This window comes from Lysinibacillus sp. FSL W8-0992 (assembly GCF_038008685.1).
Classification (GTDB): domain Bacteria; phylum Bacillota; class Bacilli; order Bacillales_A; family Planococcaceae; genus Lysinibacillus.
The window spans coordinates 536,232-550,820 of sequence record NZ_JBBOZQ010000001.1 but is presented as its reverse complement, the minus strand read 5'-3'; the positions used below and the strand labels follow the sequence as shown (position 1 = coordinate 550,820).

Below are 14,589 nucleotides of genomic sequence, written 5' to 3'. Positions count from 1 at the left end.
TAAATGACAAACCTTACACTAAAGAACCACCTGATTTGCTATATTTCAAAATACCTTCTGCACAGCGATAAGCTAATGCGCCAAGGGTACCTGTTGGATTATAGCCACTATTGTGAGCAAAGCTTCCAGAACTTAAAGCAAAAAGATTTTCTACGTCCCAATGTTGTAGATAGTTGTTCACAACGCCCTTATCAGGTGTTGTGCTCATTACTGTACCACCAGTATTGTGTGTCGTTTGATAAGGTACAATGTTGTAATCTGTAATTTCCGCATTTGGTACAATAGTTTTTGCGCCCATTTCTTTCATAATGTCAGCAGCACGAGCAGAAACAAATTTATGGAGCGCTCGATCCTGATCCGTAAAGTTGTAGGTTAATTGTAAGAGGGGTAAACCGTACGCATCTTTATAATTGGAATCAAGTGACAGGAAATTTTCTTTATGCGGCATAGATGCCCCCTGTGCACCAATACCGAATGAACGTGTATAGTAATGAATAGACTGCTTTTTAAATTCCGGTCCCCATGTAGGCGTATCCGGAGGTGTTGGATTCGATCCAATAGGGCGTGCACCTGTTTGAGTGAGTGCGATATTACCACCATGGATAAAATCTAACTCACTATGGTCAAAGTTATCCCCATTGTAATCATCAATACTCATACCGAGAGAACCTGCACCCATAAATGTGTTGTATTGGTCATCAAAAAATCCTGTAGCACCAGGTAAAATTTGATAGCAATAATTTCGACCTAACGTTCCCTTGCCTGTTGTTGGATCATACAGTTGACCAATGTTAGAAACCATTAGTAGTTTGGCATTGTTAAAGACATAGCTTGTTAATACGACAATATTCGCAGGTTGAATAAATTCCTCCCCAGATATCGTGTCGATATATCTTACGCCAGTCGCTTTGTTGCCTTGTTTTAAAATTTCTACAACGTTTGAATTGTAACGTAGATCAAAATTTCCAGTTTTTAAAGCAGTAGGTATTACTGTAATTTCCGCGGAAGATTTTGCGCCATATTCACAACCGAAACGCTCACAGAAGCCACAATATTGACAAGCATTAATTGTTTCACCGTCTGGATTTTTATAGACTTCTGATATGTTAGCAGAAGGGACCATATAAGGTGATAATTTTAGATTTTTTGTTGCTTTCTCAAATTGTTGTAGCATAGGCGTCATTTTCATAGCAGGCGTTGGATAAGCACTTGAACGTTTCCCTGCAAATGGATTTTTATCATCGCCTGAAATTCCAGTTGTTTTTTCAAATTTATCAAAATAAGGCTCTAATTGATCGTAATTTAATGCCCAATCCTGTATTAAATAATCTGGACCTAATTTGTTAGCACCATAACGTTCATCTGTCAGCGTTTTAATTTGAAAGTCGTATGGTAAAAATCGGTAGGTCATGCCATTCCAGTGCGTTCCAGATCCCCCAAGCCCCTCACCTAATAAAAAGGACCCAAGTTGACGCATAGGTAAAGCCTGCATCTTACGATTATTACGGAAAGAAACTGTTTCCTTTGACAGATTTTGCATTAAATCATAGCGAATTGCATAGCGATATTCGTCATGAATATTTAAAAAATCCTCTGTGCCACGCTTCTGACCTCGTTCTAAACCAACTACCTTTAATCCAGCTTTCGAGCACTCAGCAGCGACAATGCCACCTGTCCACCCTACACCTACTGTTACAACGTCTACACTTGGTAATGTTGTTGCCATTTATAAAACCCCCCTTAAATTAATGGTTGCCTAATTGATTTGGTTCAATTTTTTGGAACTTAGGATCTTCAATCATTGTGATATACGCCATCTGATGACCAGGGAAGTTCTTCATGCGCCATCCTTCCATGTTACGGTTTCCGCCATATAAAGGATCTGAATATGCCCCCTCTAAAGTAGCAGCACGTAATAAGGTGAAGAAGAAAGCTGATGTTACGCCATACATTTGGACTTCACCCTTTTGAAAGGCTGTTAATATTTCATCCATTTGCTTGCCCTCTAATTCGTTAAAAGGCTTTTTAAAGCGACTTTGAGCTTCTGTCTCCATTAAAGTAACGCCTTGTTTGAAAATTTCTGCACGAGTTAAACGACTTTGATAACCTTGTGTTGGGGCACCCTCCCCAAAAGGACCATGCATATATTCCTTAGAGTTACTTCCATATTGTCCAGCTAACTGATGATCAATAAAGTAAGGAACATCTAAATCAATCGCACCTGGACCTAAATCATCTTTAGGGAAAATGCGTTCAGTAGCATTCGATAAAATAGTAAAATCGCGGTCGTTCATGAAAAACATTTTAGCTTTAGGTGCAGCAGCTTCATTTGTAGTTCCGTTGCCATGCTCTAATGTAGAAGTACCTTTACCGTTAATGTTATAGCCAACAAGACCACCTATTAATCCACCACCGACTAATGTACCAGCTGCAATACCTGTTGTTTTTAAAAAATCACGACGTGAGACATTATTATCTGTACTCATAAAAATCCTCCCCTCCAAGAAGTAAATAGATTGTGTTCTATCTTTTATAATCAGCAAAAAAACCAAATTATAATCAATTTGCCATGGAAAAAGTTTAAATTTTACCCAAGGGAATAGACTATTAAATAACAATTTAGAAAGAGTGTGGATAAAATGTATTAGACTATAAGCACTATGCTTATGATGAAAAATACAAATTTAAACAATTTTTATTGTTAATGGAAAAGTTTTATTGACTTCTAGTTTTCGTGACCTTACTCTGAAGGAGAAGGGCAAAAAGTTACAAAATTTTAAACAAAATATTGGAGAAATGAGCAAATTAAATATGTGGATTAAAGGTATTGGTGGTAAATTAGTTGTAGCAATTATCGCTTTAGTATTTGTGACATGTGGTACGCTTGGATTTTCTACATGGTGGAATAGTACAAAAGCAGTTGAGGAACAGGTCCGAGAAAATTTAATATCTAGGGCAGAAGATGTATCAAAATACATAGAAGAACACTTCCAACTAGCATTAGTAGAGGTAGAAGCCATTGCGGAGCAAGCAGCTATCCGTAATATGGACTTTGAGGAGCAAAAGACATATTTAACGAAACGTTTTAAGGATAGTAAAAATTATTTGGGCTTTGGTATTATTACGTCAGATGGAATAGCTCATTATTTAGATAATACAACAGCTGATTTAGGTGATCGTGAATATGTAAAAGAAGGTTTCACGGGCAAGACAGTTATGTCGGAAATCACGATAAGTCGTGTAACAAATGAGCCAGTTATTTTAATTGTCGCACCTATTGATACAGTAACAGGGGAAAAAGCATTATTATTAGCACGAATAGATGGTTATTATTTATCCAACATTGTAGAGGACATTAAAGTTGGAAAAAATGGTTATGCCTTAATGTTGGACGCTAAAGGTACTGTTATTGGGCATAAAAATCACGCACTTGTAAAAGAGGAGGTCAACGCAATTGCTGCCGCTGAAAAATCTGGTGAAATGACAGGTGAATCATTAGCAGCACAAGAAATGATTAATAATTCAAATGGATTTTTCGCCTTCGATACAAAGGAAGATGGCACAAATTTAATGGGGTACCACACATTAGATAATGGTTGGAAGATGGGGGTAGTCGCATTAGAAGATGAAATGCTTTCAGGGCTTGCACAATTGAAAACAAACTTCATTATCATGACTATTATTGTTTCGATTTTGGGATTGTTGATTTCGTTTGCGATTTCGCGATCTGTAAGTAGACCGCTGCGTCATGTGCTTCGTATTAGTGAAGGGTTATCTGAAGGAGATTTTACACAAGAAATACCTGATAAATATTTGAAGCGTATTGATGAAATGGGTACTCTTGCGCGTGCATTAAATAGAATGGCAGACAATATGCGAGAGATGATATCACAGGTTGGTAAGGAAGCAACGACGGTAAATGAGGCATCTTGTGAATTAATGGGTGATGTGCTTGATGTGACAAAGCATTCTAAGCAAATTGCAGGTGCAATAGGTGAGGTAGACCGTGGAGCACAAAGTCAAACGGCAATGGCTGAAGAAGGTGCATCAGCTATGGAGCAAATGGCATTAGGTATTCAAAATATGGCAGAAGTCGCTTCGACGATAGCATCTAATACTGATTTTATTTCCGAGAAAATAAGTGAAAGTAATGGAGCCGTTAAACAATCTATTACACGTATGGATGAAATACAACGAGGAACAGCTGTAGAGCTCGACATTATCCGTAAGTTAGAACAAGAATCAAAAGAAATAGAACTGATTTCTAAAATGATTACTGATATTTCAGATCAAACAAACTTACTTGCCCTTAATGCCTCAATTGAAGCTGCACGAGCAGGGGATGCAGGTAAAGGCTTTGCGGTGGTAGCGGAGGAAGTAAGAAAACTTTCGGAGCAAACAGCGGGGTCTGCCGCGCAGATTAATGTATTAATTGATAGAGTACAAGCCTATACATTAGAGGTCGTGAAAGCAGCAGAGAGTGGCGAAGTGAATGTAGCCCGAGGGTTAGTAGCTATAGAGGCAGTAGGAGAGCGCTTTGAAGAAATCGTACATGCTGTTGGTGAAATAGCAGGTCAAATTGAGGAAATGAATGCTTCGGCAGAGCAAATGTCAGCCAATACGGAAGAGGTTTCAGCTTCAATGGAAGAAATGGCGGCAACAGCACATGCTGCAAGTGATTATGTATCTGAAGTGAAAAATGCAACATCTGAGCAAATGAAAACTGTGGAGACGATGAACGATCAAACTGTAAAAATGTCTGAAATGGCAAATCGCCTACATGGAGCAATCCAAAAATTTAAATTTTAAAATAAGTAAGCGCCCAAAACAAAAGAGAAAAGTGTTAGATTGATTGCAATCAATCTAACACTTTTTTTATGCCGTTGTTTTCTGTGGAGGCGGATATTTTCCACTCAACGGCACGTATTGTATTTTCCCGCAGAAGAAAGTATTCAGAATTGTTTGGGTGTCTGGCACTTCAGTGCTTCTTGCATAGCAGTGAGCAGTTGCTCACGGGAAATTATGCGCTCACCGCCGCCTTGCACCATTTGATCACTGCCGCCACCTTTACCATTAATGAATGGCAAAACTTTTGCAGCAAGGTCTTTCATGCTTGTTTGTACTTGGGCACCACGCGTCGCAACAAACTGTAGCTTGTCTTCATTTTCTGAAACGAGTAGTGCGATTGCATCCGAACGTTCAGCTACTATAAAACGAGCCAATTTTTGAAGCTCTTGTATCGAGCGATCATTAAAGGAAGCAGAAATAATATTGTTGTCACTAGATGCCAACGTTTTCGCTTCAAAGGCAAGCAATTCCTCCTTTGCCGCTACAAGTGCCTTTTCTGTCGTTTTTTGAGTTGCTAGTAGTTTTGCAAGCGCAGTAGCTGCTTCGGTTTCAGGTACACTTAATTGTCTCGCAACATCGGCAAGTACAGTTTTCCTCATCGCTAGCTCTGCTAAAACTCGCTGACCACATACAAAGGACACACGCACATTGCCCTTCATTTTTTCGGTACTTAAAATTTTAATAGCGCTGACTTGCCCTGTTGATGTCGGGTGTGTACCACCACAGCCATTGTAGTCAAAATCAGGAATAATGACTAAACGAATATCTCCTGTGACTGCTACCTCTTTACGCAAGTTGTAGTTACCAAGCTCTTGATCTGTAATCCATTTTGTTTCAATTGGACGATTTTCTAAAATAATATCATTTGCTCGAGCTTCAGCCGCTGCAAGCTGTTCGCTTGATAGGGTGTCGACAGCAATATCAATAGTTACCTGTTCACTACCGAGGTGAAAGCTTACTGTTTGTGCATCAAAAAGTTCAACAAATGCTGCTGTTAAAATGTGCTGTCCAGCGTGCTGTTGCATATGGTCGAATCTGCGCTCCCAGTTCAATTTACCATGCACTTCACCAGATAAAGCAGAAGCATCACTCTCGATATAATGACGTATCTCATCATCAACTTTTTCAACATCAATTACGTTAGTATTGTTTATCGTTCCCGTATCATGTGGCTGACCACCACCTGTAGGATAAAAGGCAGTGTTAGAAAGCACAACGTACTGACGTCCATCATCCTCAATGCCAGTACGTACAACTGTTGCTGTAAATTCACGTAGCATAGTGTCTTGATAATATAGTATCTCTTTCATTAAAAAGCCCCCTTTATGTAATTTGATTTAACTTGCATTGCTAAAAGTTTTACTTTATTGTGGCATAATTGCTTGTAGGTGTATACAGGTTTTCTAGTTGACCCATGCTGAAATTGATTTATTATAGAAAAGAATAGGTAAAGATAAAGGAGCTAGTATAAATGGATATTACACAATTTTCAATGGAAGAAATTTTAGATCCTACGAATATTATTGAAGGTAAGCGCTATGAGTTTATTTTAGATGTAGATATTGATGAAGAGGATGAGCTGTACCATGAAGCGGGTATTGAAATCCGTGTTTTAATTGGCGAAAAAGAAGGTGCGCCCTTTATTTTAAATTACTTCATTATGGAAAAGGCAAAGGGAGAGTATTTAGACTTTGCGCTTGAAGATGAAGAGTTAGAAGAGATTTTAACGTTCTGCAAAGAAGAAATAGCAAAAGCATAAGTACTTAAACAGGTAAAGGAAAACAATTGTTTTTCTTTACCTGTTTTTTGTAGATGGGAAATAACCCGTGCAAAAAGTTGATTCATTTGTTCCTCTCATAGCACTCATGACCTTTTAAAAAAAGGTAGTACTGGAAACGTGCATTTGTAATTAGCTTTTTGATAACATTGATTTATTGAGTTGCAAAGTAATAGGTTTTTATCGCTTGATTTACAGTGCATATCAATGGCTATAAAGCAAAGAAGCGTTATGACAATTTTATATTCTATGTGAGAGGTACTATTTGCTATGTAAGTGTCGGAAAACGTCAACTACATAGTTATGAATACTGAGATTAAGTGGTAATAAGAAAAAGGGGGCTTGTAGGATGAAATTCGTAATCATTGGGGGAGATGCGGCAGGAATGTCCGCCGCTATGGAGATTTATAGGAATGTACCAGGGGCAGAAATTACCTCTTTAGAGCGTGGATTTATATATTCATATGGACAATGTGGATTGCCTTATGTAGTAGATGGGCGGATTTCATCAACAAAGCGCCTCATTGCGCGAGATGTTGAAACATTCCGTGATAAATATGGGATTGATGCGCGAGTTGGACATGAGGTCGAGCATATCGATGTGGAGAACCAGCTTGTTGTGGGTACACAAGCTTCAGGTGAACCATTCGAGATTGCATACGATAAACTTCTTATTGCTACAGGAGCAGATCCAATTATCCCTGTGCAAAAAGGTGCTGACTTAGCAGGTATTCATAAAGTTAAAACAATACCTGAATTAGAAGATTTACTTGCAGATTTAACACCAAATATAGAGCAGGTCACTATTCTCGGTGGGGGCTATATCGGACTTGAAATGGCGGAAACAATTCGGGCATGTAATAAGAAAGTACGACTTATACAGCGAGGCAATCAAGTCGCCAATATTTTAGATGAAGAGCTAGTTAAGCATGTTCATGAAGAGGCAAAAAAGCAAGGCATTGAGCTACTATTAAATACAAATGCCGAAGCGTTTGAAGGCACTACACGTGTTGAACGGATCAAAACAGATAAAGGTACGTTAGATACTGATTTAGTTATCGTAGCTTCAGGTATTAAACCGAATACGCAATTTTTAGATGGGACAAATATTGTACTAGCTAAAAATGGTGCCATCGTCGTTAATCGTCATCTAGAGACATCCGTTGAAAATATATACGCTGCTGGCGATTGTGCAACTCACTTTCATATCGTTAAAGAACGCTTAGATTATGTACCACTTGGAACGACGGCCAATAAGCAAGGGCGCTTAGCAGGGCTTAATATGTCTGGGAAATTTGCACCGTTTCGTGGTATTGTCGGCACCTCAATACTGAAATTTTTTGATTTAACAATCGCCACGACAGGCATTAATGAGCGAACTGCAAAAGAACTTGGATTTGAGTATGAGGCATATAAAATTTCTGCACGTCATATTGCAGGTTATTATCCAGGGGCCCAGCGGATGTTTATTAAAATTGTTGTGCGAAAGAGAGATCAGCAACTTTTAGGTGCACAAATTGTTGGACCTGCTGGTGTGGATAAACGCATTGATGTCTTTGCTACAGCTTTATACAATAAGATGACATTACCTGATTTACTCGATTTAGATTTAGCCTATGCGCCACCTTTCAATGGCGTGTGGGATCCATTACAGCAAGCTGCAAGAGTAAATGCACGTCTATAATATAATGACAAACAGGGGGAATAAAAATGAATATTTATGATATTAATGTAGCTTTAGAGGATGGAACAGAATATAGCTTAGAGCGTTATAAAGGCAAGGCATTGTTAATTGTCAATACCGCAACGAAATGTGGTTTTACACCGCAGTTTGAGGAGTTAGAAGAGCTCTATAAAAAATATCATGATGAAGGACTAGTTGTGCTCGGCTTTCCATCAAACCAGTTTAAGCAAGAGGTAGAAACTGCGGAAGAAGCTGCATCACAATGTCGTTTAACATACGGTGTAACGTTCCCAATGCATGAAATGGTGAAGGTGAATGGCAAAGAGGCACATCCTGTTTTTAACTATTTAACGACGCATTCTAAAGGCTTCCTTGGTAGTAGTGTGAAATGGAACTTTACAAAGTTTTTAGTAGATCGCAATGGAGAAATTATCAAACGATACGGCTCTGCTGATAAACCAAGTAGCATTGAGGAAGATATTAAAAACGTACTAGCTTAGAGCACGAAGGGGATGGAATATCTCCTCTTATCCACCATTGAAAAAATCAATATGGTTTATTTGCAGTATGCAATAGAGTGTCGGCAAAAGACATCAAGAAGTTAGTTCATTCTTGATGTCTTTCGTCATTTTTAATCCTAAATGGGTGACAGGCACTCAAACAATTCAGAAAAGAATACGATACTAGTTGATTGGAGCGGAGGGCTGGCGACTCCTGCGGGAACGCACGCATAGTAAGACACAACAAACCGCGCGTTAGCGAGGGTTGCGGCTTACGGTGTGCCCGCGGAAAGCGCCCGCCCGTAGCGGAAATCAACTGCAGTAGTCATCTAAAATTTTTGATTTAAGGTTGTTGTAAGCTTGCGACAATTTTGCTGTAAGTTTGGGGTCGTATACTGTAAACAGAAAGAGGTGAGCGTATATGACGCCATTATTAAAGGTACAAAATGTAAGAAAAACATACGGCAAAGGCGCGAATACATTTACAGCGCTTGAAAATATAACATTCGAGGTAGAACAAGGTGAATTTGTCGGTGTAATGGGGCCTTCAGGGGCAGGGAAATCGACGCTCTTAAATGTTTTAGCGACAATTGATACGCCAACAACAGGCGATATTGTAATAGGAAATACAAATTTAGCACATATGAAAGATACACAGTTAGCAGATTTTCGTCGTGATAACTTAGGCTTTATCTTCCAAGATTATAATTTGCTTGATTCATTAACAGTTCGCGAAAATATAGTACTACCACTTGCCATTGCGAAGGTGCCACAGAAGGAAATTGCTCTAAGAGTAGAGCGTATTGCACAGTTGTTTGGCATTAGTGATCTACTAGATAAATACCCTTATCAAATTTCAGGTGGTCAAAAGCAAAGAACAGCATCATCACGTGCGTTAGTAACAGCGCCGAAGCTTATTTTTGCGGATGAGCCAACAGGCGCACTCGATTCAAAATCTGCAACAGATTTATTGGAAAGTTTAAGTGATTTGAATCAATCTCATGCCGCAACGATTATGATGGTCACGCATGATGCACTTGCAGCAAGCTTCTGTCAGCGTATTCTCTTTATTCAAGACGGCAAGCTTTCCAAGGAAATTCATCGTGGGGTACAGACGAGAAAGCAGTTTTTCCAGGAAATATTACAGGTGCTTGCAGGCATCGGAGGTGGAGTAAATGACGTTATTTAGTTTGGCGCGTAAAAATATTCAGCGTAATTTGTCGAATTATTTTTTATACATCGCCTCAATGGTATTTAGCATCGTGATTTACTTTACATTTGTCACGTTAAAATACAATGACGATCTTGCAAGCTCAACAGGTATGTCGCAGCAAATTAAAGGACTAATGAGTGCATCGTCAATTGTACTATTATTTTTCATAGTAATATTTATCGCGTATTCTAATTCATTTTTTATGAAGAAGAGAAAAAAAGAAGTAGCACTCTACTCGCTACTAGGAGTACGTAAACAAAAAATAGGTCTAATGCTCTTTTTCGAGAATTTAGTTATTGGGCTCGTATCACTCGTTTTAGGTATAGTAATAGGCTTTTTTATGTCGAAGGTGTTATTAACAATTTTAGTACGACTGATGGGCTATCAAGTCGTGGCAAATTTAACATTCACCCCTGAAGCAGTGCTTCAAACAGCAGGCATCTTTGCCATCCTATTCCTATTTACATCTTTACAGGGCTACCGTGTTATTTATCAATTTAAATTGATTGATTTGTTCCATGCAGAGAAACAAGGGGAGAAAATTCCACGTGCATCGTTTTTAGCGGCAATTGTAGGGACAGCACTTATTGCATTTGGCTATTACACGGCGTCTTCTAATATTTTCACAAGTCCTATTTGGAAGCTGTTTACAATCCTTGGGACACCACTTTTAGTAATAGGTGCAACAATAGCGGGGACATATCTACTGTTCCATAGCGTGAGCGTTTTCGTACTGACAGCTTTGAAAAAGGCAACATCTTGGTCTTGGAGAGGCTTGAATTTAATTGGCGTTTCGCAGCTATTATATCGAATACGAGCAAATGCCAAATCGTTGTCCATCATCGCGATTTTAAGCGCAACAACGATTACTGCAGGTGGTGGCGTATTTGGCATGTACTACAATACAGAAGCAACGGTGCGCCACGTGCTACCAAACACATTTATGTGGAAAGGTGAAGCTGTTGAATTTGACCAACAGAACGTATTGTACAATGAATCCATTCATGCAAAAAATTTGCGCGTCGATAATGAATTTGCTTTTTTTGAATATACATTATTGAAGGAATCTGATTACAATCGTTTAGCCATATTACAGGGGACAAATCGTGAACTGCATATTGCAGACGGTTCAGCTGTACTACTAGATGTTAACTTTGATGAACGTTTTTCACATGACTTTACGGATGAAAACTTTAAATTGCAGAGCGGGGAATCTTTTCATATCGACAAAATGTATACAGATAGTGTGCTAAACTTTATTCCAGCTGGCACGGTGCTTGTCGTAAACGATCAAGCATTTGATGCGACAGATGCGGAAGGTGTGACAATGCAGGCTGTTGGCATGGACAATGATTTAAAGCAGCAAAATGTATCTAAACAAATATATGAGCAGCTATCTACTGAGCAACAAGAATGGTTTTCAAGCGTTCCTCAAAGCTATGAGGATAGCCTAGGTACTGTAGGTTCATTACTGTTTGTAGGAAGCTTTTTAGGGTTAGTATTTTTAGCAGCTACGGGAAGTATTATTTATTTTAAAGTGTTAACAGAAGCAGAAGAAGATCAGGCGAAGTATGCCGTATTAAATAAAATTGGTGTGAATAGCAGGCAAATATTGAAGACAGTTGCAGGACAGGTTGCGGTCATATTTAGTGCACCTCTTGTTGTCGGCATCGCACACAGTGCTTTCGCGCTTCTAGCATTTTCACAATTATTTAATATGGATATAACAAAGCCCGTTATATTATGGATGGTTGCATATTCAGTTATTTACGGCTTGTATTATCTCTTTACTGTACGGTCGTTTTATAAAATTGTGAGACAGGGGAATTAATATGAAAAAGGTGTTTATAAGTATTGGAGCATTGTTTATATTGTTTGTAGCAGGTCTTGGCGTACTCATGACAGTAGATTTTAATCGTTTAAATAAAGACACTTACTATGTGCATATAACTGCCGATGGGGAAGTTGAGGAATACAAGGCAGATGATGGGCAAATAATCCAAACGTATTGGTATGAGCTACCGGCATTTAAAGAAAACGGTGAAGAAATGACGTTGAAATTTTCTGCTCAAAAAAATTTACGCCTAGATGCATATTTAAAGCTTTATGTGAAAAAGGAAAACGAAGTAACGTCTTATAATGAAATACAATTTGATGAAATGCCTGCAAAGGTACAAGCACAAATGAAATAAAAATATAAGAGGAGCAGTCCATAATAAATGGACCGCTCCTTTTTATTTTTCGCTCACTTTATGCAATTGAATAGTGACAGTTGTTCCTTTTTGTTCTTCAGATGTGATGGATACCGTTCCTCCGTGAGCTTCAATAATATCTCGCGCAATAGCTGTACCAAGCCCAGTACCCTGCTTTTGCTCAGTATTTGTTCCGCGGTAGTAACGCTCAAAAATATGCGTAAGGTCTTCAGCGCTTATACCATGACCATTATCAGCTATTGTGATGGTGTTAGCATCTACTAATACGTGAACACATACGTCAGGAGGATTATGAAGTATTGCATTATATAAAAAGTTCACAACAGCACGGCGCATAAAATGCTCGTCAATTGAATGGACAATGACATCTGCAGTTGCATCAAAATCAATATTTGCTTGTTCATAAGGTGGCGTATTTAGTGTGTCGATGACAATTTCACGCATAAACTGGACGATATTCACCTCAGTTAAAGTCAGTGGAAGCTGCTGGTGTCTTAGTCGCATTGTTAAATTTAAATCATCGAGTAAATCTTGCATATGCAATGACTGCTTTTCAATAATTTGTGCGTATTCGGTTTGCTCATTTAGTGATAAGCCCCGCTCATTTAGTAACTCTGCATAACCACGAATGGAGGCAAGTGGCGTCTTCATATCGTGTGAAACGTTGCTAATCCATTCCTCACGCATCATCTCTAGTCGTTTGCGTTCTTGCTCGTGAGCGGCCAACTCGCTTGATACTTCACTTAAATTTTCAAATACAGGTCGATAGAGACCCTTTGGTACTTTTATTGGCATGTGTTTATGATTTTTTAAATGCTGAATACGTTCTATCATTGCGTAAAGAGGCTTCGTTAATGTACGACCAAATAGCCAACCGACAAGTGTCGCGACTAGTAAATCCGCAATAACGATTAGCAATCCATACTTTCCGATAAGTTGTAGTATAGATGCGGCCGAAAGGTGAACTACTAACCTTGAAACGCCACTACCTTTAATGCCAATTAAATAGCTAATGTTATCTTTACTTCCTACATAAACCGTTGTACCAGCTTCGTATTCCTCATATTTGTAAACTTGAATTAAATCAATGGGTGCATAATGGGAAAGTGCGTTTTCAGGTGCGAAATAAGCATCGATAACTTGTCCATTTGCATCAAGCAATTGAATCCAAGCATTTCTTTGATGTAATTGTTGTAGCCCTTCCTTACGTACGGAAGATTGACCACTGTTTACGTCAATATACTGCTGAAATTCACGCACAAAGATTTCCTCTGTATCTGCAGTAGCATCATTAAATTTGTTGAATTGCTGATACACCATTAACCCAATAAAAATGGCAGTATTGACGAAAATTACAATGACTACAATAGACAATATGGATAGTAAAAAACGAGCAGTTAATCGCCATTTCATGTTTGTGGCTCTTTTGGCACGACCAATTTATAACCTAGCCCTTTGACCGTTGTAATATAAATAGGTTTAGATGGGTCATGTTCAATCTTTTCACGAAGACGACGAATATGCACCATGACCGTATTGTCTGAACCAAAAAAATCCTCACTCCAGACACGCTCGAATAATGTCTCCTTACTTAAAATACGGTTTGGATTATGCATAAAGCAAGCCATCAATCCAATCTCCTTAGCTGTTAACTCTAATAAAGTACCATCTTTATGTACTTCTGTTTCATCGCTATTGAGCACAAATGGTCCAACTTGTATCGTCTTCATTGTGGTAGTTGTAGGTGCTTCCTGTATTTGATAGCCAGCACGACGCAGATGCGCCTTTACACGATAGGCAACTTCTTTAGGGCTAAAAGGCTTGGTAATATAATCGTCTCCGCCAATGGCGAGCCCTAAAATTTTATCTATTTCCTCATCTTTAGCTGACAAGAAGAGAACTGGAATATGTGATACTTCACGAATACGTCGGCATAAATCATAGCCTTCACCGTCTGGAAGCATAACATCAAGTAGCACGATATCGGGTTTTATCTGTTGAAAGCTCGCCCAAGCTTTTTCAATAGAGTCTGATGTTTGGATAAGCTTATAGCCCTCTTTTTGAAGACTAACTTTTAGCAAATTGGCTAAATCAGCTTCATCTTCTACGATTAAAATAGTTGGTTCTGTCAAAGTTCATACGCCCTTTCCTTTAAGGTTGGCAGTCATTTCTTATTTATCAGCCTTATTATAAATGAAAGTAATGGAAAAGACGAAGCACGATGAATGAGGAACAGCAATTGTGTATATTGAGTTATCTCTTGCAAACGTCGGTAGCGCCAAAAAGCCTGCACTCGATGGAGAAAATGAGCTAAAAAACATTTGCTCCGACAGTAACGCTATGCATTGTGTAAA

The 14,589-nt window shown here is 38.7% G+C and carries 12 protein-coding genes; 7 read left to right on the top strand and 5 right to left on the bottom strand.

Translation table 11 applies throughout. The annotated features are described in order from the left end of the window. Positions 1-13 precede the first annotated feature (13 nt). Positions 14-1,726: a GMC family oxidoreductase gene (locus NSQ74_RS02555; protein WP_340821350.1), complete on the bottom strand. Its 1,713-nt coding sequence runs from the start codon at positions 1,724-1,726 to the stop codon at positions 14-16. 19 nt (positions 1,727-1,745) lie between these two features. Continuing rightward, positions 1,746-2,486, bottom strand: a complete 741-nt coding sequence (locus NSQ74_RS02550) for a gluconate 2-dehydrogenase subunit 3 family protein (protein ID WP_340821349.1) — start codon at positions 2,484-2,486, stop codon at positions 1,746-1,748. 310 nt (positions 2,487-2,796) lie between these two features. Between NSQ74_RS02550 and NSQ74_RS02545 the strand changes: the two genes are divergently transcribed. Then, entirely contained in the window at positions 2,797-4,809 is a 2,013-nt protein-coding gene (locus tag NSQ74_RS02545) for a methyl-accepting chemotaxis protein (protein ID WP_340821348.1), read from the top strand. Positions 4,810-4,952: 143 nt separating this feature from the next. Here the strand turns inward: NSQ74_RS02545 and NSQ74_RS02540 are convergent, their stop codons facing one another. Next, positions 4,953-6,158 carry an alanyl-tRNA editing protein gene (locus NSQ74_RS02540; protein ID WP_340821347.1) on the bottom strand — a complete coding sequence of 402 codons (1,206 nt, stop codon included), beginning with the start codon at positions 6,156-6,158 and terminating at the stop codon, positions 4,953-4,955. 161 nt (positions 6,159-6,319) lie between these two features. On the opposite strand from NSQ74_RS02540, the gene NSQ74_RS02535 reads away from it, so the two are divergent. The 6 genes from NSQ74_RS02535 (at position 6,320) to NSQ74_RS02510 (ending at position 12,214) form a co-directional block, all read left to right on the top strand. Next, the gene (locus NSQ74_RS02535) at positions 6,320-6,607 is read left to right on the top strand and encodes a DUF6509 family protein (protein ID WP_340821346.1); all 288 of its coding nucleotides are present in this window, start codon (positions 6,320-6,322) and stop codon (positions 6,605-6,607) included. 367 nt (positions 6,608-6,974) lie between these two features. Next, positions 6,975-8,309 carry an FAD-dependent oxidoreductase gene (locus tag NSQ74_RS02530; RefSeq protein ID WP_340821345.1) on the top strand — a complete coding sequence of 445 codons (1,335 nt, stop codon included), beginning with the start codon at positions 6,975-6,977 and terminating at the stop codon, positions 8,307-8,309. Positions 8,310-8,335: 26 nt separating this feature from the next. Beyond that, a complete protein-coding gene (locus NSQ74_RS02525) occupies positions 8,336-8,809 on the top strand; it encodes a glutathione peroxidase (RefSeq protein WP_340821344.1) in 474 nt (157 codons plus the stop codon). 421 nt (positions 8,810-9,230) lie between these two features. Next, positions 9,231-9,998, top strand: coding sequence for an ABC transporter ATP-binding protein (locus NSQ74_RS02520; RefSeq protein ID WP_340821343.1), 768 nt, complete (start codon positions 9,231-9,233; stop codon positions 9,996-9,998). Continuing rightward, positions 9,985-11,853, top strand: coding sequence for an ABC transporter permease (locus tag NSQ74_RS02515; RefSeq protein ID WP_340821342.1), 1,869 nt, complete (start codon positions 9,985-9,987; stop codon positions 11,851-11,853). The genes NSQ74_RS02520 and NSQ74_RS02515 overlap by 14 nt, the downstream gene beginning before the upstream one ends. A 1-nt stretch (position 11,854) precedes the next feature. Next, positions 11,855-12,214 (top strand): YxeA family protein, encoded by a 360-nt coding sequence (locus NSQ74_RS02510; RefSeq protein ID WP_340821341.1) that lies wholly within the window; start codon positions 11,855-11,857, stop codon positions 12,212-12,214. Positions 12,215-12,256: 42 nt separating this feature from the next. Here NSQ74_RS02510 and NSQ74_RS02505 read toward each other — a convergent pair whose 3' ends face one another. Continuing rightward, the gene (locus NSQ74_RS02505) at positions 12,257-13,648 is read right to left on the bottom strand and encodes a sensor histidine kinase (RefSeq protein WP_340821340.1); all 1,392 of its coding nucleotides are present in this window, start codon (positions 13,646-13,648) and stop codon (positions 12,257-12,259) included. After that, the gene (locus NSQ74_RS02500; RefSeq protein ID WP_340821339.1) at positions 13,645-14,367 is read right to left on the bottom strand and encodes a response regulator transcription factor; all 723 of its coding nucleotides are present in this window, start codon (positions 14,365-14,367) and stop codon (positions 13,645-13,647) included. The genes NSQ74_RS02505 and NSQ74_RS02500 overlap by 4 nt, the downstream gene beginning before the upstream one ends. Positions 14,368-14,589 lie beyond the last annotated feature (222 nt).